At 71.5% G+C, this 23,782-nt stretch carries 17 protein-coding genes and 2 pseudogenes; 11 read left to right on the top strand and 8 right to left on the bottom strand.

The window, feature by feature from the left end; all coding sequences use genetic code 11:
• Positions 1-57 precede the first annotated feature (57 nt).
• The gene (locus ACEXOX_RS13780; RefSeq protein WP_406526335.1) at positions 58-663 is read left to right on the top strand and encodes a DUF1349 domain-containing protein; all 606 of its coding nucleotides are present in this window, start codon (positions 58-60) and stop codon (positions 661-663) included.
• Positions 664-719: 56 nt separating this feature from the next.
• Here the strand turns inward: ACEXOX_RS13780 and ACEXOX_RS13775 are convergent, their stop codons facing one another.
• From ACEXOX_RS13775 to ACEXOX_RS13765, 3 genes and pseudogenes are all read right to left on the bottom strand, one after another.
• On the bottom strand, positions 720-1,262 hold the full coding sequence (locus tag ACEXOX_RS13775) for a DUF1697 domain-containing protein (RefSeq protein ID WP_406520846.1): 543 nt from the start codon (positions 1,260-1,262) through the stop codon (positions 720-722).
• A 127-nt stretch (positions 1,263-1,389) separates the two neighbouring features.
• Positions 1,390-1,937 (bottom strand): annotated as a pseudogene (locus tag ACEXOX_RS13770) (methylated-DNA--[protein]-cysteine S-methyltransferase).
• 111 nt (positions 1,938-2,048) lie between these two features.
• On the bottom strand, positions 2,049-2,930 hold the full coding sequence (locus ACEXOX_RS13765; RefSeq protein WP_406520844.1) for a glycerophosphodiester phosphodiesterase: 882 nt from the start codon (positions 2,928-2,930) through the stop codon (positions 2,049-2,051).
• Between the two features lie 498 nt (positions 2,931-3,428).
• On the opposite strand from ACEXOX_RS13765, the gene uvrB reads away from it, so the two are divergent.
• From uvrB to ACEXOX_RS13740, 5 genes are all read left to right on the top strand, one after another.
• Positions 3,429-5,558, top strand: a complete 2,130-nt coding sequence (gene uvrB, locus ACEXOX_RS13760; protein WP_406520843.1) for an excinuclease ABC subunit UvrB — start codon at positions 3,429-3,431, stop codon at positions 5,556-5,558.
• A gap of 418 nt (positions 5,559-5,976) precedes the next feature.
• Positions 5,977-6,555, top strand: coding sequence for a TerD family protein (locus ACEXOX_RS13755; protein WP_030023542.1), 579 nt, complete (start codon positions 5,977-5,979; stop codon positions 6,553-6,555).
• Positions 6,556-6,611: 56 nt separating this feature from the next.
• A complete protein-coding gene (locus ACEXOX_RS13750; protein WP_406520842.1) occupies positions 6,612-8,750 on the top strand; it encodes a TerD family protein in 2,139 nt (712 codons plus the stop codon).
• A gap of 394 nt (positions 8,751-9,144) precedes the next feature.
• Positions 9,145-10,149 carry a TerC family protein gene (locus ACEXOX_RS13745; protein WP_406520840.1) on the top strand — a complete coding sequence of 335 codons (1,005 nt, stop codon included), beginning with the start codon at positions 9,145-9,147 and terminating at the stop codon, positions 10,147-10,149.
• A gap of 235 nt (positions 10,150-10,384) precedes the next feature.
• A complete protein-coding gene (locus ACEXOX_RS13740) occupies positions 10,385-10,843 on the top strand; it encodes a lamin tail domain-containing protein (protein ID WP_406520839.1) in 459 nt (152 codons plus the stop codon).
• Positions 10,844-10,978: 135 nt separating this feature from the next.
• On the opposite strand, the gene ACEXOX_RS13735 is transcribed toward ACEXOX_RS13740, so the two are convergent.
• The 3 genes from ACEXOX_RS13735 to ACEXOX_RS13725 form a co-directional block, all read right to left on the bottom strand.
• Positions 10,979-11,635, bottom strand: coding sequence for an MBL fold metallo-hydrolase (locus tag ACEXOX_RS13735; RefSeq protein ID WP_030023536.1), 657 nt, complete (start codon positions 11,633-11,635; stop codon positions 10,979-10,981).
• A gap of 9 nt (positions 11,636-11,644) precedes the next feature.
• Positions 11,645-12,415: a maleylpyruvate isomerase family mycothiol-dependent enzyme gene (locus ACEXOX_RS13730; protein WP_406520836.1), complete on the bottom strand. Its 771-nt coding sequence runs from the start codon at positions 12,413-12,415 to the stop codon at positions 11,645-11,647.
• Between the two features lie 156 nt (positions 12,416-12,571).
• Entirely contained in the window at positions 12,572-14,476 is a 1,905-nt protein-coding gene (locus tag ACEXOX_RS13725; RefSeq protein ID WP_406520834.1) for an FAD-dependent monooxygenase, read from the bottom strand.
• A gap of 48 nt (positions 14,477-14,524) precedes the next feature.
• On the opposite strand from ACEXOX_RS13725, the gene ACEXOX_RS13720 reads away from it, so the two are divergent.
• The 3 genes from ACEXOX_RS13720 to uvrA all read left to right on the top strand — a co-directional run bounded on the left by ACEXOX_RS13720 (position 14,525) and on the right by uvrA (position 18,871).
• Entirely contained in the window at positions 14,525-14,797 is a 273-nt protein-coding gene (locus tag ACEXOX_RS13720) for a TetR/AcrR family transcriptional regulator (protein WP_406520832.1), read from the top strand.
• Entirely contained in the window at positions 14,794-15,225 is a 432-nt protein-coding gene (locus tag ACEXOX_RS13715) for a hypothetical protein (RefSeq protein ID WP_406520831.1), read from the top strand. Before ACEXOX_RS13720 ends, ACEXOX_RS13715 begins: the two co-directional genes overlap by 4 nt.
• A 553-nt stretch (positions 15,226-15,778) precedes the next feature.
• The gene (gene uvrA / locus ACEXOX_RS13710; protein ID WP_406520829.1) at positions 15,779-18,871 is read left to right on the top strand and encodes an excinuclease ABC subunit UvrA; all 3,093 of its coding nucleotides are present in this window, start codon (positions 15,779-15,781) and stop codon (positions 18,869-18,871) included.
• Between the two features lie 166 nt (positions 18,872-19,037).
• Here uvrA and ACEXOX_RS13705 read toward each other — a convergent pair.
• Both ACEXOX_RS13705 and ACEXOX_RS13700 read right to left on the bottom strand, forming a co-directional pair.
• Positions 19,038-20,038, bottom strand: a pseudogene (locus tag ACEXOX_RS13705) (carbohydrate kinase).
• Positions 20,039-20,079: 41 nt separating this feature from the next.
• Positions 20,080-21,087 (bottom strand): LacI family DNA-binding transcriptional regulator, encoded by a 1,008-nt coding sequence (locus tag ACEXOX_RS13700; RefSeq protein ID WP_406520828.1) that lies wholly within the window; start codon positions 21,085-21,087, stop codon positions 20,080-20,082.
• Between the two features lie 199 nt (positions 21,088-21,286).
• Here ACEXOX_RS13700 and ACEXOX_RS13695 point away from each other — a divergent pair, with 199 nt between their 5' ends.
• Together ACEXOX_RS13695 and ACEXOX_RS13690 are read left to right on the top strand one after the other, a co-directional pair.
• On the top strand, positions 21,287-22,321 hold the full coding sequence (locus ACEXOX_RS13695) for a zinc-dependent alcohol dehydrogenase family protein (protein WP_406520826.1): 1,035 nt from the start codon (positions 21,287-21,289) through the stop codon (positions 22,319-22,321).
• 6 nt (positions 22,322-22,327) lie between these two features.
• Positions 22,328-23,776, top strand: a complete 1,449-nt coding sequence (locus ACEXOX_RS13690) for a sugar porter family MFS transporter (RefSeq protein WP_406520824.1) — start codon at positions 22,328-22,330, stop codon at positions 23,774-23,776.
• Positions 23,777-23,782 lie beyond the last annotated feature (6 nt).

Raw genomic sequence — 23,782 nt, 5'->3', positions numbered from 1 at the left:
GCCGGTTAGCGTGAGCCGATGACCACGACGCGCGAAAATCCGGGAGGGGCGCTGCGCATGGCGGACATCGGCTGGGACACGGACACGGACGCGGCGCGGTGGCTGAACCCACCGCCACAAGCGGTGCGGGAGCCGGCGGCGACGGGCGGCGGCACGCTGGTCGTCACAGCCGCCGAGGGGAGTGACTTCTGGCGGCGGACCAGTTACGGCTTCGCCCGGGACACCGGCCACGCACTGCTGACGGCCTTCCCCGCGGACTCGGCCGTCGAAGTCTCCTTCATCGCCGCTTTCGACGAACTGTACGACCAGGCCGGGGTGATGGTGCGGGTGGACGACCGCACCTGGACCAAGGCCGGGGTGGAAATGAGCGACGGCGCGCCCCAGTTGGGCGCGGTGGTCACCCGTGAGTGGTCGGACTGGTCGCTGGCGCCCGTACCGTCCTGGGCGGGGTGCGAGGTCACGGTGCGCGTGAGCCGCAGTGGTGACGCGCTGACCGTACGGGCGCGGCGTGAACAGGAGCCGTGGCGCATGGTGCGGCTGGCGCCCCTCGACCCGGAGGCGAAGGCGACCGCCGGGCCGTTCTGCTGCGCGCCGCAGCGGGCCGGTCTGCAGGTGCGATTCACCCGCTTCGCCACGGGCCCGGCCGATACGTCCCTCCACTGAGCGGGCCGGGCCGATACCTCACTCCACTGAGCGCCCGCCGCGCCCCCCGGGCCGTGTCAGACGTCGGCCAGGGCCAGCAGCTTGGTCACCGTGTTCCAGTTGCGGGCCGTGGCCGTCACGCCGAGCCGGGCGCGGGACACGGCCTCGGCGAGCCTGGAGCGGCCGACTCCGCCCGGGCACCACAGGTACAGTTCGCGGCCGATCAGTTGCAGCCGGTCCGGGGCGTGGGCGCCGGAATCCAGCGCCGCCAGCGGGGCCACGTCGGCGGGTATGCCGGACAGAAACGTCACATGCAGGGTCTTCGGCTCCGCCTCCGCCTCCGGGAACGGATTGGCCGCGACGGTGGCGGCCAGCTCGTCGCGCGTGCGGACCATCACCGGAACGGGAAAGCCCAGGTCGTCGGCGATCCGCGCCTCGATGCGGCGGGCAGTCTCCGCGGGCGGCGTGCCCGGGTCGGCGAAGACGATGTTGCCGGTCTGCAGGAGGACCGTCACGTCCGTGTGGCCCAGCGACGCGAACAGCTCGCGCTGCCGCGCCATGGGGAACTTCTTGTGGCCTCCGACGTTGATGCCGCGGAGCAGGGCTACCTGGCGGGACATGGCAGATACGCGTCTTTCGGTCGAACGGAGCGAGAGGACGGTGGGCGCGGAGCCGAGGGAACCGGAGCGCGAGGCCGTCGGCGTAACTGGGGAAGGGCAGCGGTACGGGACCGAGGCCCGGCCTCCGTCAGAAGAGAGGCTGCGGGAGGACGCCCTCCAGAGCCAGCAGCCGGCGTTTGGTCTCCAGACCACCGCCGAACCCCCGATGCCGCCGTCACTGGCCACCACCCGGTGGCAGGGCACGACGACCGGGAGCGGGTTGGAGCCCATGGCCGCGCCCACCGCTCGGGCGGCTCCCGGTTCACCGACCCGGTCGGCGAGATCCTGGTAGCCGACCACCGTGCCGTACGCGACGCCGGCGGCCAGCGCACGCAGCACCCGCTCGTTGAAGCCCGCGGACAGGGACCAGTCCAGCGGGACGGTGAAGGTGTGCAGACTGCCGTCGAAATACCGGGTCAGCTCGTCGGCCGCCGTGGCCAGGTGGGGTATCTCCGGGAGCGGTTCGCGGCCGAACGCCTGCCGGAGACGGTCCAGCGCGCGGCGGGTGGTGCGCTCGTCGGCGTGGAAACCGACCAGCGCCAGCCCTTCGCGGGTCGCCGCGAGCAGCAGCGGGCCGATGGGGGTGTCCAGCACGCGCCAGGCCCAGTCGGCCTGCTGATCACGCTCTGCGTTCATCACGGCATCAGCCTATGGCCTGCCACTGACAACGCCCCCGGAACCGGGTCCAGGGGCGTTGCCGACAGCGGCACCGGGGCCGGTCACCGTCCCAAAGCCAGCAGGTACGGTCTAACGGGCCTCGCCCTCCAGGGCGTCGCGGACGACGTCCGGCTTGTTGCTGATGATGCCGTTCACACCCTGTCCGGCGGCCTTGACCGCGCCGGCGGCGTCGTCGACGGTCCAGGTGAAGACCTCCAACGGCCGGCCGTGCGGGCCCTTGACCTTGTGGACGGCCGCGACATAACCGGCGTCGATGGACTTGTACTGGGGGTTGATCTGGTCGGTGAAGGCCGCGTACTTGGGCAGCTCGGCGACGGCGGGCGTGCCGAGGAAGCCCGTCTTGACGTCGGAGCGCAGGCTGTGGACCTTCTTCACCGAGCCGGCGTTGAAGCTCTGCACGATCAGCCGGTGCTTGACGTGGTGGCGGTCCAGCCAGCCGTCCTCGCGCAGCTCCTTGAGGATCTGCCGCTCGATACCGGGGTAGAGCTCGGGCGCCTTGATCTCCATCAGCAGCTTCTGGCCGTTGTCCTCGACCGCGTCCATGTAGTCCTCCAGCGTCGGCACCCGCTCGCCGGCGAACTTCGGGCCGAACCAGCTGCCGGCGTCCAACTGCTCGATCTCCGCGAGCGTGAAGTCGGCGACGTTCCAGGGCGCGCGGCCCGGGAAGACCTGCTCGGCGTCGGTCGTCCGGGCGAGCGACGTGTCGTGCACGACGACCAGCTCGCCGTCCTTGGTGCGCTGGACGTCGTTCTCCACCCAGGTGACCCCGAGGTCGGCGGCCGCGTCGACGGCGGCGAGGGTGTTCTCGGGTGCGTGGGCGGAGGCGCCCCGGTGGGCGACGACCTCCACTCCGCGGTGCCCGTCGGCGGCCTGTGCGCCGGTGGCGGGGAGCAGGGACGCGGCCAGGCCCACGAGCGCACCGGCGACAGTGGCGACAGGACGGATACGCATACGAACTCCTAGTGACGGCGTGAAGGCGGACGCGTCCCGGGACCGGGACCGGCCCGGGCGGGTCGGTCGGAGCCGGGTACGCGGCCGCCGTCCCGGCTTCGGTCGGCCGGGAGCGGAGCCGGAACCCCTACGGGGAACGCGGTGGATCCGAGGTCGGACGCGCAGAGAGTCGCAGCCGGGATGTACCGGAAGACAGGCGTCTGATGGACAGAAATTGAACGAGAAGTGTCCTGTGCTCCGTGTTTGAACGCCTCGGTCCCGTGATCCCCGCACCCGGCACGCAATATCCGTACGTGCCGGATCCGACCCGGAGTGCGAAGCCCCGGCCGCCACGCCCGCGGGCCGGGGAAAGGCCCGCCCGGCCCCGCTGGCCGGTTCTGGGCTTGTGTCCGCCGCGGCCCGGTCCCGACGGGCGCCGCCCACCGTCGCCCGTCGGCGGAACCGCTGGTCGGAGCGTTTTCCGGCCGGTTGTCAGTGGGGAGTCGTACGGTTGGTTCCATGCGGCCCGTATCCAAGATCGAACGCACGGTGGCGCCTTTCGAGGTCGTCAGCCCCTATCAGCCCAGCGGCGACCAGCCGGCGGCCATCGCCGAGCTGGAGCAGCGCGTCCGCGGTGGTGAGAAGGACGTCGTCCTGCTCGGCGCGACCGGCACCGGAAAGTCGGCGACCACCGCGTGGATGATCGAGAAGCTGCAGCGTCCCACCCTCGTCATGGCGCCCAACAAGACCCTCGCGGCGCAGCTCGCCAACGAGTTCCGTGAGCTGCTGCCCAACAACGCCGTCGAGTACTTCGTCTCGTACTACGACTACTACCAGCCCGAGGCGTACGTCCCGCAGTCGGACACCTACATCGAGAAGGACTCCTCGATCAACGAGGAGGTCGAGCGACTGCGCCACTCCGCGACGAACTCCCTGCTCACCCGGCGTGACGTCATCGTGGTCGCCTCGGTCTCCTGCATCTACGGCCTGGGCACGCCCCAGGAGTACGTGGACCGCATGGTGCCGCTCAAGATCGGTGACGAGATCGACCGCGACCAGCTGCTGCGCCGCTTCGTCGACATCCAGTACACCCGCAACGACATGGCCTTCACCCGCGGCACGTTCCGCGTCCGCGGCGACACCATCGAGATCTTCCCGGTCTACGAGGAGCTGGCCGTCCGCATCGAGATGTTCGGTGACGAGATCGAGGCGCTGTCCACGCTCCACCCGCTGACCGGCGAGGTCATCAGCGAGGACGAGCATCTGTACGTCTTCCCCGCCAGCCACTACGTCGCGGGCCCCGAGCGCATGGAGAAGGCCATCGCCGGCATCGAGGCGGAGCTGGCCGAGAGCCTCGCCACGATGGAGAAGCAGGGCAAGCACCTGGAGGCCCAGCGCCTGCGGATGCGGACGACCTACGACATCGAGATGATGCGCCAGGTCGGCTCCTGCTCCGGCATCGAGAACTACTCGATGCACATGGACGACCGCGCCCCCGGCACCGCGCCGAACACCCTCCTGGACTACTTCCCGGACGACTTCCTCCTGGTCATCGATGAGTCGCACGTCACCGTGCCGCAGATCGGCGCGATGTACGAGGGCGACGCCTCCCGCAAGCGCACCCTGGTCGAGCACGGCTTCCGGCTGCCGTCCGCCCTCGACAACCGGCCGCTGAAGTGGGAGGAGTTCCTGGGGCGGGTCGGCCAGACCGTCTACCTGTCGGCGACGCCCGGCTCGTACGAGCTCTCGCGCTCCGACGGCTATGTGGAACAGATCATCCGCCCGACCGGCCTGGTCGACCCCGAGGTGATCGTCAAGTCCACCGAGGGCCAGATCGACGACCTGGTGCACGAGATCCGTACGCGAACGGAGAAGGACGAGCGGGTCCTGGTCACCACCCTCACCAAGAAGATGGCCGAGGACCTCACGGACTACTTCGTCGAACTGGGCATCCAGGTCCGCTACCTGCACAGCGACGTGGACACCCTGCGGCGGGTGGAGCTGCTGCGGGAGCTGCGGGCCGGCGAGTACGACGTCCTGGTCGGCATCAACCTGCTGCGGGAGGGCCTCGACCTGCCCGAGGTGTCGCTCGTGGCGATCCTGGACGCCGACAAGGAGGGCTTCCTCCGCTCGGGCACGTCCCTGATCCAGACCATCGGCCGGGCCGCCCGAAACGTCTCCGGCCAGGTCCACATGTACGCGGACAAGATCACCCCGGCGATGCGCAGGGCCATCGACGAGACCAACCGCCGCCGGGAGAAGCAGCTCGCGTACAACAAGGAGAAGGGCATCGACCCGCAGCCCCTCCGCAAGAAGATCGGCGACATCGTCGCGACCCTCGCGCGCGAGGAGATCGACACCCAGGAACTGCTGGGCACCGGCTACCGCAAGGGGGCCGAAGGCAAGGACGCCAAGGGCAAGGCACCGGTGCCCGCGCTGGGCGGGAAGGCGGCCAAGGGCAAGGCCGCGAAGGGCGGCACACCTACCGACCGGCCGGCCGCGGAACTGGCCGAGCTGATCGAGGAGATGACCGACCGGATGCGGGCCGCCGCCGCGGAGCTCCAGTTCGAGGTGGCCGCCCGGCTGCGCGACGAGGTGGGGGAGCTGAAGAAGGAACTGCGGCAGATGAAGGAGGCGGGGCTGCGCTGAGGGGGCGAGGGCGCGAGACGGGGGATCGGCCAGGAGGCGATTGGCGAGGGGGATCGGCGAGGGGCTGATCGGTGAGGGGGGATTTCGTCGAAGGGGCGCTCCCGGTGACGGGGCAGGCCGGGGTGACGAGTGCGATCGGGTGGCCGGGCGTACGGCGGTTTCCGCCTGTCGTCGTACGGCAGATCGGCTCGCCCCGGCCGGGTGGCGGGGTGCTCGTCCCGCTGCTGTCGTACGGCCCAGGTTCGTCCCCGCGCCGCTGGGCGGGGGCTCGCCCGGGGCTACCCGAAAGATGCGGGCTGTGTTGCAGGAACGCCACAAAGCGCGGGGCAGGTGCGTGCCGGGGGCGGGCCGTGCATAGGGTCGGGGGATGCCGTCGGGGAGGCGGCGACGGGGAGAACAGAGCGAGAGGGGACGGCACGTGTCGGTCAACTTGTCCAAGGGGCAGGGCATCAGCCTGGCGAAGTCCGACGGGGGGACGCTGACCGCGGTACGGATGGGGCTGGGCTGGCGTTCGGCGCCCCGCCGCGGGCTGTTCGGATCGCGCACCCGGGAGATCGACCTCGACGCCTCGGCGGTGCTGTTCGCCGACAAGCAGCCGATGGACGTCGTCTTCTTCCAGCACCTGATCAGCGACGACGGGTCGGTGCGGCACACCGGCGACAACGTGGTCGGCGGCGCGGGCCAGGGCGGGGACGACGAGGCGATCCTCGTCGACCTGTCGCGGGTGCCGGTGCACATCGACCAGATCGTCTTCACCGTGAACTCCTTCACCGGACAGACCTTCGCCGAGGTGCAGGACGCGTTCTGCCGCCTGGTCGACGAGACCACCGGCCAGGAACTCGCCCGCTACACCCTCACCGGCGGCGGTGACTACACCGCGCAGATCATGAGCAAGGTGCACCGTTCCGGCAGCGGCTGGCAGATGACCGCGATCGGCGAACCGTCCGAAGGCCGTACGTTCAAGGACGTCGTCCCGGCGATCCTGCCGTACCTGTAAGCACGCACCAGCCCCGTCCGCGAGCACGGGGCGCACGACATTCCGGGGGAACGACGATGACGGCCGAGCTTGTCCGAGGGCAGAACCACCCGCTGGACCGGACGCGTGTGGAGATCAGGATCGCGGCGGGCGGGCCCGTCGTCGCGGGGGTGACGCTCGCCGGCGAGCGGGGTGATCTCGCGGGCGCCGAAGCGGTGGCCCACCCGGGCGCGCCGCGTCGCGACGGCGTCGAGGTGCCCCGGCAGGCCGCCGCCGAGCACCGGATCGCGGTGGACCTGGACGCCGTGCCCGCGGCCGTGCACCGGGTGAGCGTGCTGCTCGCGCTGCCCGTCGGCATCGGCGGCCCGGCGGTCTTCGGCGCGGCGGCGGCACCGTTCGTCGCCGTCACGGGCCTGGACGGTAGGGAGCTGGCCAGTTACACGCTCGTCGACCTCGACGCCGAGACCGCCGTCGTGGCGGTGGAGCTGTACCGCAGGCAGGGTGCCTGGAAGGTGCGGGCCGTGGGGCAGGGGTACGCGGGCGGGCTCGCCGCACTGCTCCAGGACCAGGGCCTGCCGCAGGCCACGGGCACGGGACTGGCCTCGGAGATCCAGGCAGCGGTACGCAGCGGCCACGCGCGTTCGGTACCGGTCCCCACCGCGTCGCCCGGCCCCAGCCCGTCGCGCAACCCCGCCGCGCCATCCGGTCCCGCCGTATCACGCAACCCTGCCGCGCCATCCGGTCCCGCTGCGTCGTCCGACTCCGCTGCCTCGTCCGACCCTGCCGTGCCGCTCGCCCCAGCCGCCTCACCCGGCCCCGTCGACTACCGGCATCCCAAACGCCGTACCTCGCCCCCGCAGCCCCGCCAGGACGTCCCAGCGGCACCATCGCCCACGCCCGCCACACCCGCACCCACACCTGCCCCGCCCCTCGCCTCCACCCCCACCGCGCCCCCGCCCGGCGAGGCACGCCCCGCCGGTCCGGTAGCCGGTGACGCCGCCGGCCGGACCCCGGAAGAGCGGCTCTACAACCAGGTCTGGGGCATGTTCGAGGACCTGTCGCGGACGGTCGCCGCCTACCGCAGCGCCATGGACTTCGCCCAGTCCCGCCTGGCGAAGGAACTGGACACCGTCAACGCCGACCCCCGCAACCGCATGGGAGCGGCCGCCGAAGCGGCGCGTGCCGCCGCGCACGACAAGCACGCCCGCCTCGCGGCCCAGGCCCGTGAGGTGCTCGACCGCGATCTCGCTCAGCTCACCGCCGAGGCCGAGGTGGTCGAGCCCGCCCTGCCGCCGGCCTTCGCCGCTTGGAGCAGCCCCGTCTGGCAGGGTTACCGGCCGCCGGAGGAGTATCCGACGGCGGTGCGGCTCGGTGATCTGCGTCTGCCGGAGTGCCCCGACCTGCGCATCCCCATGCTGGTACGGCTGCCGATGAACCGCGGTCTGTGGATCGACAGCGGGCGTCCGGAGACGTTCGCCGGTGCGGAGACGGCCGACGGCGCGTTCGGGAGCGGCTTCGACCTCGACGGCCTCGAAGGGATCGACGGCCTGGGCGGCGGCCCGGACGGGACCGAGCCGCTCGACGCGGCCGAGGTGCGGCGCCGGGCGGTCGACACGGCCGTCACGCTCGCCGCCCGCCTGCTGGCCGTCCACCCGGTCGGCGAACTCACCGTCCACGTCATCGACCCGGCCGGCTCGGCGGCGCCCGCCTTGGCGCCGCTGCTGGAGACGGGCGCGCTCCGCGAGCCTCCGGCCGCCGGCGCGCAGGGCGTGACCGCGGTGCTCGGCGAACTGACCCGGCGCGTGGACCTCGTACAGATGGCGGTCCGCAACCAGGCGGCGGAAGCCCTGCCGCCGGACCTGGACACCGCCGAGCAGCTGCTGATCGTCCACGACTTCCCGCACGGTTTCGACGACCGCGCCGTCAACCAGCTCCGCTACCTGGCGGACGAGGGCCCGTCGGTCGGCGTGCACCTGCTCATGGTCGCCGACCGGACCGAGGCCCGGGAGTACGGGCCCGTGCTGGACCCGCTGTGGCGTTCCCTGCTGCGCGTGACGCCGGTGCCGGACGCCCACCTCGCCGACCCCTGGGTCGGGCACGCCTGGACGTACGAGCCGTCGCGCGTGCCGGACGGCAGCCGGGTGCTCCGCAAGGTCCTGGGCGACCTGGCGGAGGCCCGCCGGTCGCAGGGCCACAGCCGGACCCGCGAGCGCTGACCACGCCGGGGCGGGCGGCAAAACCAGGGAAACCGGGAAAACCGGGAAAACCGGGAAAGGAAAACCGGAGAAACCGGCGAAGTCCGCGATCTCATGCCCTGCCCGCGCCCCCGCCCCACCCGCGGTCAAGCCCGCGCCCCCACCCGCCACCCCCTCCGCAGCCCCATCTGACCAGCGCATTTACCCAACTCTTTACTATTCATTGCCCTTCCTTTACTCTAGTACTGCGGAGGGGAGTATTCCTGCGCGACGTCCCCGTCATCACGGATCGCGCCACTGACGAGATCCCGGGGCGTCGGCCCGTCTCGGGGAGCGCGGCACCAGCGCTCCCGGGTGGAAGAGACCTCCGGCAGCGACGACGCTGTTAGTGCCGTACGACTCTGCCGGAGGAGCAGTGGACGTTTCCCTGACCCTGTGGGTGCTGACCATCATCGGTCTGTGCGCCCTGATCACCGCCGATTTCTTCATCGGCGGCCGAAAACCGCACGAGGTCTCCCTCAAGGAGGCCGGTGCCTGGACCGCCGTGTGGGTCGCTCTGGCCGCGCTCTTCGGACTCGGGCTGTTCGTCTTCGGCGGCGGACAGCCGGCCGGTGAGTTCTTCGCGGGCTTCATCACCGAGAAGTCGCTGAGCGTCGACAACCTCTTCGTCTTCGTCCTGATCATGGCGAAGTTCGCGGTGCCGACGATCTACCAGCAGCGGGTGCTGATGGTCGGTGTACTGATAGCGCTCGTGCTGCGCGCCGGGTTCATCGGCGCGGGCGCCGCGATCATCGCCAACTTCTCGTGGGTCTTCTACATCTTCGGCGCGTTCCTCATCTGGACGGCCTGGAAGCTGATCAAGGAGGCCCGTGCGGAGGAGCAGGACGAGGAGTTCGAGGAGAACCGCTTCCTGAAGATGGTCGAGAAGCGGTTCCCGTCGACCGACAAGTACCACGGGACCAAGCTGTTCGTCGTCGAGAACGGCAAGCGCCTGATGACGCCGATGCTGATCGTCATGCTGGCGATCGGCACCACCGACGTCCTGTTCGCGCTGGACTCGATCCCCGCCATCTTCGGTCTCACCCAGGACCCGTACATCGTCTTCACCGCCAACGCCTTCGCCCTGATGGGCCTGCGGCAGCTGTACTTCCTCATCGGCGGTCTGCTGAAGAAGCTGGTGCACCTCTCCTACGGCCTGTCGATCATCCTCGGGTTCATCGGCGTGAAGCTGGTGCTGCACGCCCTGCACGAGTCGGGCGTGAGCGTCCCGGAGATCAGCATCCCGGTCTCGCTCGGCGTGATCTGCGCCGTCCTCGTCGTCACGACGATCACGAGTCTGCGGGCCTCGAAGAAGCAGGCCCGCGCGGAGGCGGAGGCCGCCGGGACGAAGGAAGATGCCAAAGACGCCGTGGACGTCTGACCGGCTGTCCTGAGGGGCGGTCCCACCGCTCCGGCGCGTTCGGGGAGGTCCGGCGGGTGCACCGCGGGCCCTCCCTCATGCGGTACGGGCATATGCGTACGTCACGTATGCGCCCTGCGCGCGCCCGTGCCCCCACGGCCCCGTACAGTGCGCGCATCGTTGGCCGCGCGCCCTCAGGAAGACCGTCGCCCCACCGGCCACGGCCCGTCCGGCGCGCACTGTCCCGAGGGGGACCATGCGTCATCACACCAAGGCGGCCGCCGCAGCCGCACTCGCGATATCCACCGCGGTCGGAGGGCTCGTCACGGCGGCACCGGCGTCCGCCGCCGGGTCCGTGCACCTGACGAAGATCTACTACAACAGTCCCGGCAACGACAACGGCTCCAACGCCAGCCTCAACGCCGAGTGGGTGCAGATCAAGAACTCCACCTCGCGTGCCGTCAGCCTCAAGGGCTGGAAGCTGACCGACGCTTCCCGGCACACGTACACCTTCGGCACGTACAGCCTGGGGGCGGGGAAGACCGTGACGGTGCACACCGGCAAGGGGCGCGACACGGCCGCCCACCGCTACCAGAACAGCCGTGCCTACGTGTGGAACAACACCAAGGACACCGCGACCCTCAAGAAGCCGTCCGGCGCGCGCGTCGACAGCTGCGGCTACAACAACGCGCGCCGGGCCTTCGTGAACTGCTGACGGAACGGCCGCCCGGACCGATCCACCGTGAACTGCTGAGGGAAAGGCCGCCCGCACCGGTCCGCTGACCGGGCGGGCGGCCCGCACCGCGGACCGGCGCGGACGGGCAACCGCCCTTCCGGCCCTTCCGGCCCTTCACCAGCCGCGTGCGCGCCACTCGGCGAGGTGCGGGCGCTCCGTGCCCAGCGTGGTGTCCGAGCCGTGCCCCGGGTAGACCCAGGTCTCGTCGGGCAGCTGGTCGAAGAGCTTGGCCGAGACGTCGTCCAGAAGGCTGGCGAACCGCTCCGGGTCGTCCCAGGTGTTGCCGATGCCGCCGGGGAAGAGGCAGTCGCCGGTGAAGACGTGCGGGTGCCCGTGCGGGTCGTCGTAGACCAGGGCGATGCTGCCCGGCGTGTGTCCCGCCAGGTGGCGGGCGGTCAGCCGCACCTCGCCGACCGTGAGGGTGTCGCCGTCCTCGACGGGCACGTCCGTCGGTACGGGGATGCCCTCGGCGTCGTACCGGCCCGCGTACGTACGGGCTCCCGTCGCGTCCACGACCTCGCGCAGCGCGCCCCAGTGGTCACCGTGCTGATGGGTGGTCACCACGGAGGCGATGCCGTCCTCGCCGATCAGACTGAGCAGGGTGTGCGGATCGGCGGCGGCGTCGATCAGCAGCTGCTCGCCGGTCGCGCGGCAGCGCAGCAGGTAGGCGTTGTTGTCCATGGGGCCGACCGCGACCTTGGAGATCATCAGGTCGGCCAGCTCGTGCACGTCGGCCGGTCCGCCGACCTTCACTGCTCCCGTGTAACTCATGAACCCACCCTAAAGCGGCGGAAGGGCCGGAAGGGGGCCGCCCCGGGTGTCGAGGCCGGTGCCTTTGCCCCGGCCGGTGAGCCAGCCGACGAGTTCGGTGGGGGACCCGGACACCACCAGGTACGGGACGTCCCCGGCATCCTCGGTGACCCTGCCCGTGTGCTCCGTACGGCCGGTCCGCCACCGCCGCCCGTCGGGGGTGCGCAGTTCCACGGCCGGTACGTCGACGTGCCCCGCGAACTTCTTCCCGGTCAGGAACGCCAGTTCGGCGTCGACGAAGGCCGTCGGCAGCTGCTCGATGCCGTAGCCGACCCCGAGGTCGATGCGGTGCAGCTCGACCTCGGTCAGCCGGCGGAACGGCAGCCGGGCGGCGCGTTCCAGGACGCCGTTGCGCATCTCCAGCTCGTACTGCCAACGGGCGGACGGCAGCGCCGCCGCTGCCGCGTCGAAGCGCTCGGCGCTGGACCGCAGGTCGTCCAGGTGTACGGCGAGCGGCCGGTCGGCGCCTTCGGCGATGTCGGCGTCACGGGCCTCGGCACTCGCGTACATCGGGGTGCGGACGCCGGTACGCGCCCAGGTCAGCAGGTTGACCAGGGCGTCGGCGTTGCGTGCCACGTGGGCGAGCAGATGGCCGCGGGTCCAGTCGGGCAGCAGAGACGGTTCTCCGATCGCCTCGTCGTCCAACTTGCCCACGTCGACGAGCAGTCGTTCGGTCGCCTCACGGACGGAGACGGTGTCCTGTGCGAAACCCGGCGCGGAGTCGGGCACGTTGTCGGTCATGGTCCGAAGCTAGCGCCGCGGCGGCTTCTGCGGGAGTCGGCCTGCACGGATCCGGGCGTACGCGGGAGGGTGTACGCGGGCGGCGCGCGCGGCGTGTGGGCAGCTCGGCGGGCCTGGCCGGGCCGGCGGGAAGCCGGTCCGGCCAGGCCGCGTCCGTCATCCGGCCGGGGCGTCAGGAGTGCCGAACCACCGCCGCAACGCGTCGTCGAGGGCGCCGGGTTCCTCTGCCGTGCGGATCTCGGCAGCCGGCGTCCGGGGGGCGGTTGCCACACCGGCCGTACCGGCGTCCCCGGGCATACTGGCCACACCGGCCGTACTGGCTGCACTGGCCGCACCGGTCACTCCGGACACACCAGCCGCACGGACTGAAGCGATACCTGCGCCTGCGGTCACCACAGCCTCCCCGCCCTCGGTCTCGGCGCCCGCCCCTCTCCCGCCCTGCCACGCCTCCGTACCGGCGGCCCAAGCCGTGATCCCGTCCGGCCGTACCAGCAGCCCGCCCAGCTCCGGACGGCTCGGACAGCGGCCGGTCACCACGCGCACCCGCCCCGCGTACCCGGAGGCCCACTCTGCGGCCTGCCGGGCCGTCTCCGGGTCGTCGGTGAGGACGAGCAGCAGTCCCTGCCCGTCCCGGAGGTGGCCGGCGAGCCTGCTGCCGTCGGCCAGTTCCAGGTCGGGGGCGCTGCGGCCGGTCAGCGGGTGGTCGCCGGGCAGGTCGTAGCCCTGCCACACGCCGGAGATCTTCCTGACGAAGTAGGTGGTGCCGGTGACGGTGCCGATCAGGTCGCGGACCACCTCGCGCAGCGCACGGGCGTGCGGCTCCGGCCGCATCATCGCGATCTGGGCGCGGGTCCACTCCAGCACCCACGCGCCGATCGGGTGCCGCTCGGCGGTGTAGGTGTCCAGCAGTCCTTCCGGGGCGTGGCCGTGGATCGTCGCGGCGAGCTTCCAGCCCAGGTTCATCGCGTCACCGATGCCCAGGTTCAGTCCCTGGCCGCCGAACGGCGAGTGCACGTGCGCCGCGTCGCCGGCCAGCAGGACGCGTCCGGAACGGTAGTCGGGGACCTGGCGGGCGTTGTCGGTGAAGCGGGTGGCGGTGAGCACCTTGGTGATCGTCACGTCGGTCCCCGAGGTCCGGCGCAGGCTGGTCTGCAACTCCTCCAGGGTGATGGGGGCGTCGCGGTCCGCGGGCGGGCCGTCGAACTCGACGGTGAGGATGCGGCCGGGCAGCGGGCCGTGGGCGTAGATGCCGGTCGCCGTCTCGTTCCAGCCCGCGCCGAGCTTCTCGGACCCGGTCAGCTCCACCATCGCCTGGTGACCGGTGATCTCCGGGGCGGTGCCGGGGAAGGGGAACCCCGCGAGCCTGCGGACCGTACTGCGCCCGCCGTCGCAGCCGACCAGCCAGCCGGCCTGAAGGGCCTCTCCCGCTGCCTCTCCCGCGTCCTCCCTCGCTGCCTCTCCAGCCGCTTCTCCACTCGTGTGGCCGCCCTGGGGAACGTCCGCGCCGTCGGCCCCCGCGACCCGGCGCAGACGCACCGTCACGCCGTCGTCCGCCGCGTCGAATCCGGTCAGTTCCACTCCGCGGCGCACCACGACGCCGAGTTCGTCGGCGCGTTCGGCGAGCAGCCGCTCCAGTGCCAGCTGGGGTACCAGCCCGACGTCACCGGCCGGTCCGGCGTCGTGGAAGCCGGGATCGGACGCGTCCAGGAGCTCGGCGGGCAGCATGATGCCCGCGAAGTGCCCGGCGAACTTCGGCGCCGCGCGCACGGGCGTCGCCCCGGCCTCCTGCCGCTGCCGCATGAAGGAGCTGAAGCGGCCGAGTGCCTCCGCCTGCACCTCGGCGAGCGCGGGCAGCAGCCCGCGGCGGTAGAAGGCCTCCGCGCTGGGCGTGTTGACGGCCCCGGCCTTGATCGTCTCGTCCGGTGCGGTCAGCCGCTCCAGGACGACGACACGCACCTGGCGCAGGGCGAGTTCGCAGGCGAGCATCAGTCCCACGGGGCCGGCGCCCGCGATCACCACGTCCGGGCGGGCGGCAGTGCCGCCGGCTGTCTTCATGTCCATGCGCAGAAGTGTAGTCACTAAAAATTTGTTTCGGCTAAAATTTTGGTCATGGCTGACGGTACGGAGAAGGGCGGGCGGCGCGGCGCGCCGCGGGCGGCCGCGGACGGCGGCGGGCTCTCGCTGCGTGAGCTCAAGAAGATCCGGACCCGCGAACGGATCTCCGGGGAAGCGACCCGGCTGTTCGTCGAGCGCGGCTTCGACCACGTCACGGTCGCCGAGGTCGCCCGCGCCGCCGAGGTCTCGACGATGACGGTCTTCAACTACTTCCCCGCAAGGAGGATCTCTTCCTGGACCGCGTCCCGGAGATCGTGGAGCTGGTGACGCGCGCCGTGCGGGAGCGGGGCGAGGGGCGCTCGCCGCTGGAGGCGTTGCAGGGCCTCGCGCTCGATCTGCTGGCGCAGCGGCATCCGCTCGCCGGGGTGGGGGAGTGGGTCGGTTACTGGTGGCGGGTGCTGGTGGAGTCGCCGGCTTTGATGGCGCGCGGGCGTGAGGCGCTGGAGGAGTTCGAGGGGACGCTCGCCGGGCTGTTCGCGGAGGCCGAGGGTGCCGGGCCGGACGCGTACGGGCCGAGGATGGCCGCGGCGCTGACCGTGGCCGCGTACCGCTCCGTGTACGCGACGGTCGTCCGGCGGCAGCTCGCGGGGGTCCCGGTCGAGGAGATCGCCGCGGAAGAGGGGGAGCTGCTGCGGCACACCTTCGAGGTGCTGTCACGGGTGGTGCGGACGGGGCCGCAGGTGCGCGAGGGCTGAAGTACCGGACCGGCCGTACGAGCGCCGGGCCGCCCCTGCGCACCCCTGAGCCCCGGACGGCCCCGGCCCCGGACGGCCCCGCACGGCCCCGGCCCCGCGCGGCCCCGAAATTCGAACAGCACCCACCCGGCGCCCGCCCCGGCCGTGACTTCGGACACCTTCACCCCCGTTCCTTCCGGTGCCGGTTTCCCGCCGCGGCGGCCCTGGTACCGGAGGGAACCAGGAACGCCGGGCGGGCGTGGGTGAAGGGGGTACGGCCTGTGGGTGATCGCGAGGAAGAGACGCGGACCGCCGCGCGTTGACATCAGCGACCACACGTTCGGGTGAAGCGGTGCGACTGACCCCGCAATTCGAATGCGCGTGCTATAGGCTCGTGTGTGGCATCAATAAGACATCGCCGCGGCAGCCCCCATACCCTGGGGCGGGGGCTCGCCCAGTTTCCGTGCCCATCAGGCCCGGCGCCCGGACGACCGGGTCGCCCGACCGCCGCCGTCAGGGCCGCACGCAGCTGGGCCGCGGCCTCCCGCCCCTCTCCAGAAAGGTGCCGACCGGCGTGGCCGACCGTCTCATCGTTCGTGGCGCTCGCGAGCACAACCTCCGGAACGTCTCGCTCGACCTGCCCCGAGACTCCCTCATCGTCTTCACGGGGCTCTCCGGCTCGGGCAAGTCCTCGCTCGCCTTCGACACGATCTTCGCCGAGGGGCAGCGCCGCTATGTCGAGTCGCTCTCCTCCTATGCCCGGCAGTTCCTCGGGCAGATGGACAAGCCCGATGTGGACTTCATCGAGGGCCTGTCCCCCGCGGTCTCGATCGACCAGAAGTCGACTTCGCGCAACCCGCGCTCCACGGTCGGCACGATCACCGAGGTCTACGACTACCTCCGTCTGCTGTTCGCCCGGATCGGCAAGCCGCACTGCCCCGAGTGCGGCGACCCGATCGCCCGGCAGTCGCCGCAGGCCATCGTCGACAAGGTCCTGGAGCTGCCCGAGGGCAGCCGCTTCCAGGTGCTGGCCCCGCTGGCGCGCGAGCGCAAGGGCGAGTTCGTCGACCTCTTCTCCGACCTCCAGACCAAGGGCTACAGCCGTGCCCGCGTGGACGGGGAGACGATCCAGCTCTCCGACCCGCCGAAGCTCAAGAAGCAGGAGAAGCACACGATCGAGGTGGTCGTCGACCGCCTGACCGTCAAGGACAGCGCCAAGCGGCGGCTGACCGACTCCGTCGAGACCGCCCTCGGCCTCTCCGGCGGCATGGTCATCCTCGACTTCGTCGACCTGGACGAGGACGACCCGCAGCGCGAGCGGATGTATTCGGAGCACCTGTACTGCCCGCGCGACGACCTGTCGTTCGAGGAGCTGGAGCCCCGCTCGTTCTCCTTCAACTCGCCCTTCGGCGCCTGCCCCGACTGCACCGGCATCGGTACGCGCATGGAGGTCGACCCCGAGCTGATCATCCCGGACGAGGAGAAGTCCCTCGACGAGGGCGCCGTCCACCCCTGGTCGCACGGCCACACCAAGGAGTACTTCGGCCGGCTGGTCGGCGCGCTCGCCGACGCCCTCGGCTTCCGTACGGACATCCCGTGGGCCGGGCTGCCGCAGCGCGCCAAGAAGGCGATCCTCAACGGCCACCGCACCCAGATCGACGTGCGCTACCGCAACCGCTACGGCCGCGAGCGCTCGTACACCACCGCGTTCGAGGGCGCCCTGCCGTTCGTCAAGCGGCGCCACCAGGAGGCGGAGAGCGACAGCAGCCGCGAGCGCTTCGAGGGCTACATGCGCGAGGTGCCCTGCCCCACCTGTGAGGGCACGCGCCTGAAGCCGATCGTCCTCGCCGTCACGGTCAAGGGCCGCTCGATCGCCGAGGTCTCGGCCATGTCGATCAGCGACTGCGCCGACTTCCTGCGCGAGATGAAGCTGGACGCCCGCGAGAAGAAGATCGCCGAGCGGGTCCTCAAGGAGGTCAACGAGCGGCTGAAGTTCCTGGTCGACGTCGGCCTGGACTACCTCTCGCTGAACCGCGCCGCGGGCACCCTCTCCGGCGGCGAGGCCCAGCGCATCCGGCTCGCCACCCAGATCGGCTCCGGCCTGGTCGGCGTGCTGTACGTGCTCGACGAGCCGTCCATCGGCCTGCACCAGCGCGACAACCACCGGCTCATCGAGACGCTGGTGCGCCTGCGCGACATGGGCAACACCCTCATCGTCGTCGAGCACGACGAGGACACGATCAAGGTCGCCGACTGGGTCGTGGACATCGGCCCGGGCGCCGGCGAGCACGGCGGCAAGGTCGTGCACAGCGGCACGATGAAGGAACTCCTGGCGAACAAGGAGTCGGTCACCGGGCAGTACCTGTCCGGCAAGAAGGCCATCGTGACGCCCGAGGTGCGGCGGCCCGCCGACCCGAAGCGGCAGCTGACGGTGCACGGCGCGAAGGAGAACAACCTCCGCGACATCACCGTCTCCTTCCCGCTCGGCGTGCTCACTGCGGTCACCGGCGTCTCCGGCTCCGGCAAGTCCACCCTCGTCAACGACATCCTCTACACCCACCTGGCGCGCGAGCTGAACGGCGCCAAATCGGTGCCGGGCCGCCATGTGCGGGTCGCGGGCGACGACCTCGTGGACAAGGTCGTGCACGTCGACCAGTCGCCCATCGGCCGTACGCCGCGCTCCAACCCGGCGACGTACACCGGTGTCTTCGACAACATCCGCAAGCTGTTCGCGGAGACGATGGAGGCCAAGGTCCGCGGCTACCTGCCGGGGCGCTTCTCCTTCAACGTCAAGGGCGGCCGCTGCGAGAACTGCGCGGGCGACGGCACGATCAAGATCGAGATGAACTTCCTGCCGGACGTGTACGTGCCGTGCGAGGTCTGCCACGGCGCGCGCTACAACCGGGAGACCCTGGAGGTCCACTACAAGGGCAAGTCCATCGCCGAGGTGCTGGACATGCCGATCGAGGAGGCGCTGAGCTTCTTCGAGGCCGTGCCGACCATCGCCCGGCACCTGAAGACGCTCGACGAGGTCGGTCTCGGCTACGTCCGGCTCGGGCAGTCCGCGCCGACGCTCTCCGGCGGTGAGGCGCAGCGCGTCAAGCTCGCCTCCGAGCTGCAGAAGCGTTCCACGGGCCGTACGGTCTACGTCCTGGACGAGCCGACCACCGGTCTGCACTTCGACGACATCAGCAAGCTGATCAAGGTGCTGTCCGGCCTGGTCGACAAGGGCAACTCGGTCATCGTCATTGAGCACAACCTCGACGTGATCAAGACCGCCGACTGGATCGTGGACATGGGCCCCGAGGGCGGCAACGGCGGCGGACTGGTCGTCGCCGAGGGCACGCCGGAGGAGGTCGCGGCGATCCCCGCCAGCCACACCGGCAAGTTCCTGCGCGACATCCTGGGCGACCGGGTCAGCGACGCGGGGCCGGCCACGGCCGACGGGGCGAGGAAGCGCGTGGCGCGGAAGACCGTCGCCGCGACGAAGGCCCCGGCCAGGAAGGCCGTCTCCGCGAAGACGGCCACGAAGGCATCCGCGACGAAGGCATCCGCCACGAAGGCGACGGCCAAGAAGGCGGCCGCCGAGCCCGCGGCCGCCAAGACGGCCAAGCCTGCCGTCAAGAAGACGGCGGCCAAGAAGGCGACGCGGGCCCGCAAGGCCTGACAGCCCCTCCGTCGCAGAACGGGCCGCCGTCCACTCGGAGGAGTGGACGGCGGCCCGTTCGCGTGCCGCGTGCCGCGTGGTGCGCGGCCCGGCCCACCCGGCCGCGTCCGGCCCGACCTGCCCCGGCCCATCCCGCCTCGTCCGGCCCGGCCTGTCCCGGCCCCCGTCACTCCCTCGGCGTGCCGTCACTCCGGCCCGCGTCGCACCTCAGCGCGTCAGCGCTCGCCCCCGCCAGCTCCGCCGCGTACGGCGGCTGCGCGCCCGGCCGGGAGCAGGTCACCGCGGCCGCGTGAGCCGCGAAGCCGAGGATGTCGCGCCAGGCGTCGGGGGTGAGGGCGGCGAGCGCGTCGGGGGACAGGGCGCCGTGCGCGTCGAGGCGGTGCAGCAGCGCCGCGTTGACGGTGTCGCCCGCGCCGATCGTGTCGGCGACCTCGACCCGCTCGCCGGGCACCGCGATCTCCGGACCGCCGCCCGGCGTCCGTACGGACAGTCCGTCACCGCCGCGCGTGAGCACGACCGCCGCGGGGCCGGCCGTCAGCCAGTCCTTCACCGCGGCCGCGACCCCTCGGGGCCGGCCAGCCACTCCGCGTCCTCCTCCGAGAGCTTCAGCAGCGTGACGTGCGGCAGCCAGGCGCGGAAGCGGGCGCGGTAGGCGTCCGCGTCCGCGATCAGCCCGGCGCGGATGTTGGGGTCCAGCGCCGTGAAGATCCCCTGCTGTGCCGAGCGGCGCAGCAGAGCCTCGTACGCGCTCGCGCCCGGCTCCAGGACCAGCGAGCAGGTGCCGAACGACACCGCCCGTGCGGCGGCGGGCAGTTCGTCCGGGAGGGTGAACAGCCGGTCGGCGGTGCCGTCGGCGTAGAAGCCGTAACCGGCCGAGCCGTCCGGGCTGATGTCCGCGACGGCCAGGGTGGTGGGCTCGGTGCCGCGCTGGACGAGCGAGGTGTCCACGCCGTCCGCCCGCAGCCCGCGCAGCAGTTCCTCGCCGAACGTGTCGGTGGAGACCCGCGAGCAGAACGCGGCGGGCGAGCCGAGCCGCCCGAGGGCGAGCGCGGTGTTGTACGGGCCGCCGCCCCGGCGCGGCAGCAGCGCGGGCAACGGCCCGTCCCCGGACGGCGATTGCGAGCTGGGGACGAGGTCGATCAGGGCCTCGCCGGCGACGACGATCACGGCATCCTGGCCTTTCTGGGGGAGGGGCGGGTCGGGTGGGGTCAGTGTCCGGCGCCGGTGCAGCCGCAGGAGTCGCGGTGCACGTACGTACAGGGCAGCCGGAGGGTGCGGGGCGGGCGGTCCGGTTCCTCCAGCCGCTCCAGCAGCAGCCGGACCGCGGCGGCCCCGATCTCCTTGCTGGGCTGGGAGATCGCGGTCAGGCGCGGTGCGAAGAGGTCGGCCCAGGAGAAGTCGTCGAAGCAGGCCAGCGCGATGTCGCGGGGGACATCGCGGCCCAGGTCGCGCAGCGCACGCAGGGTGCCGATGGTCATCGCGTTGTTGGCGGTGATGATGGCGGTGGGCGGTTCGGGGGCGGCGAGCAGGTGCCGGGTGGCGTCCTGGGCGCCCTCCGCCTCGGAGTTGCCGCCCGCCAGAAGTTCGGGGGCGAAGGGCAGCCCGCGGACGCGCAGGCCCTCGCGGTAGCCCTGGACGCGTTCGGTGGTGGTGCTCAGTCCGGGCAGCCCGGCGACCAGTCCGATGCGGGTGTGACCGAGATCGGCGAGGTGCTCGACGAGCTGCCGTACAGGGGCGGTGTTCTCGGCGCAGACCTGGTCGTACGCGTCGCCGACGAGCCGGTCCAGGAAGACGGCCGGAACCTTGCGCCGGGTCAGGTAGTCCACCATGCCCGCCGGCTCGGCGGACGGCGCGACGATCATGCCGTCCACCCGGCGTTCGTGCAGCAGCCGGACGACCTTCTGCTCGTGCGCGGGATCGTCGTGCGGATCGGCGATCAGCAGGCTGTAGCCGGCCTCCAGGGCGCCGGCTTCGACGCCCTGGAGGATCTCGGTGAAGTACGGGTTGCTGATCGCGGAGACCGCGAGGCCTATGGAGCGGGTGCGCGCGGTGACCAGGGAGCGGGCCAGCGTGTTGTGGGTGTAGCCCAGCTCGTCGATGGCCGCGAGGACGGCGGCGCGGGTGTCGGGGCGTACCGGCCGGGTCTCGTTGAGCACGTGCGAGACCGTGGCCACGGAGACTCCCGCCTGCCGCGCCACATCGACCATCGTCGTCATCCGGTCCGTCTCCCCGAGTCCCTTGTCGTTTTGGTGGTCCTGGTGTCGTCCTGGTGCGCCGGCCGGAGGTCCGGCCGCCGGTACGTAGTCCATCACAGCCTAGACGTAAACGCTTGCGCAAACGTTTACCCCCGGGTTACGTTCACGCCACTCCACCCCGCAACACCCGCAACACCGCACGAAGACGTGAGGAGGCGCCATGCGCGCTGTCGTGGTCACCGAGCCGGGCCGTACCGCCCTGACCGAGGTTCCCGATCCCCGGCCGGAACCAGCGGAGGTCGTTGTACGCGTCTCCTCCTGCGGGCTGTGCGGGACCGACATGCACATCCTGGGCGGCGAGCTGCCCGCCGTGCCCTACCCGCTGATCCCCGGTCACGAGCTGACCGGCGAGGTGGTGGCCGTGGGCGAGGGCGTCACCAGTCCCGCCGTCGGCGACCGCGTCGCCGTCAACCCGAACATGCCGTGCGGCGCCTGCCACTACTGCCGTATCGGCCGCGCCAACCTCTGCGAGGACTACCGGGCGATCGGCGTCACCCAGGCGGGTGGTTTCGCCGAGCTGGTCGCCGTCCCCGCGCGCTGTTGCCACCTCGTCCCGGAGTCCTTCTCCGAGGCCGCCGCGGGCCTGATCGAGCCGCTGTCCTGCGCGGTGCACGGCCTGAACCGGCTGCCCCGCCGCCCCGGCGAGCACTACCTGATCTACGGCGCCGGAACGATGGGCCTGATGATGGCCGCCCTGGTCCGCACCGCCGGTGCCGCCTCGGTGTCCGTCGTGGACCTCAACAAGGACCGGCTGGCCTTCGCCGAGAGCTTCGGCCTGGACGCCGCCGTCACCAGCGCCGACCAGCTCGGCCGCGAGCCCGGCTTCGAGGTCGTCGTCGACGCGACCGGCGCGATCCCGGCCATCGAGGACGGCCTCGGCCGGGTCCGCAAGGGCGGTACGTTCCTCCAGTTCGGCGTCACCGACCCGGCCCGTTCCGCGAAGTTCTCGCCGTACCTGGTCTACCACCACGAGATCGACATCATCGGCTCGATGGCCGTCCACAACAGCTTCCAGCCCGCCATCGACGTACTGGAAGCCGGACTCGACCTCGACCCGCTGGTCAGCGACGTGTACGGGCTGGAGGACTTCGACGAGGCGGTGGCCCGCTTCCGGGCCGGCACCGGCCGCAAGATCCACATCGCGCCGCAGCAGGGCTCCCGTACGGCGGCCCCGCAGTCCGCGCGAAAGGGGTGACCGGCCGTGCCCGCACGCATCAAGAACGCCCTGATCTGGGTCTTCGGCGCCCTCGGCGGCATCCTGTGGGGCTATGACACCGGCGTCATCTCCGGCGCCATGCTCTTCATCAAGAACGACATCGCGCTGACGCCGCTCCTGGAGGGCATGGTCGTCTCCGGCCTGCTGGTCGGCGCGATGCTGGGCGCGGGCCTGTCCGGACGGCTGTCCGACTCCTGGGGCCGGCGCCGGCTGATCCTGGCCGCCTCCGCCGTCTTCATCCTCGGCACCCTCGGCGCCGCTCTGGCCACCACCCCCTGGACGCTGATCGCCTTCCGCTTCGTGATCGGCACCGGCGTGGGCATCGCCTCCGTCGTCGTACCGCTCTACCTGACGGAGCTGGCGCCCAAGCACCTGCGCGGCGGGCTGACCTCGCTGATGCAGCTGCTGGTCACGGTCGGCATCTTCCTCGCGTACGTCACCGACTACCTGCTCGCCGGCGCCGAGGCGTGGCGCTGGATGATCGGTCTGGGCGTGGTGCCCGCCGCGATCCTCGCGCTCGGCATCATCACCCAGCCGGAGAGCCCCCGCTGGCTGGTCGGCAAGGGCCGCAACGACGAGGCGCGGCACGTCCTGACCCGGCTGCGCGGTACGGGCGGCGCGGCCGACGCCGAACTGGCCGAGATCGAGGAGACCGAACGCGTCGAACGGGCCGAGAGCCGCCCGCTGACCCTCAAGGACCTCGCGGCGCCGCGGCTGCGGCCGGTCCTCCTCATCGGGATGCTGCTGGTCTTCTTCCAGAACTTCGTCGGCATCAACACGATCATCTACTACGCGCCGACGCTGCTCACCGACATCGGCTTCGGCTCCGACGGCGCGATCCTCGCCAACGTCGGCATAGGGCTGCTGAACATGCTGATGACGCTGCCCGCCATGCGGCTCATCGACCGCAAGGGACGCAAGCCGCTGCTCCTGTACGGCGCGCTCGGGATGTGCGCCGCGATGCTGGTGCTGGCCGTCACGAACCTGTCCGGCCTCGGGTACGGGGCGGCGCTGTCCACCCTCACCCTGTTCGGCATCGCCCTGTACATCGCGTCCTTCGCCGTCTCCTGGGGGCCGGTGCAGTGGGTGATGCTGCCGGAGCTGTTCCCGATGCGGATCCGGGCCGCCGCGGTGAGCCTGTGCGTCATGTTCAACTGGCTGTTCAACATGGTCGTCTCACTGGTCTTCCCGACCCTGCTGCGCGCCTGGGGCGCCGGCGTGAACTTCCTGTTCTTCGCCGTGACGACGTTCGGCGCCTTCGTCTTCGTACGGAAGCTGCTGCCGGAGACCAAGGGCCGCAGCCTGGAGGAGATCGAACGGGACCTGCTCAAGGGCCGGTCGGGCCATCCGGAGGACCGCGACGGGGGCCGGTCGGGTCAGCCCGAAGCGGACGGATCGGTACCGGTATCGTCGGGAGCCGACGCCGCGGGGTGACGCCGC

Origin of the sequence: Streptomyces sp. Ac-502 (genome assembly GCF_045222935.1) — a bacterium.
In the GTDB taxonomy this organism is placed as follows: Bacteria; Actinomycetota; Actinomycetes; order Streptomycetales; family Streptomycetaceae; genus Streptomyces; species Streptomyces monomycini.
This window is presented reverse-complemented; position numbering and strand designations above follow the sequence as displayed.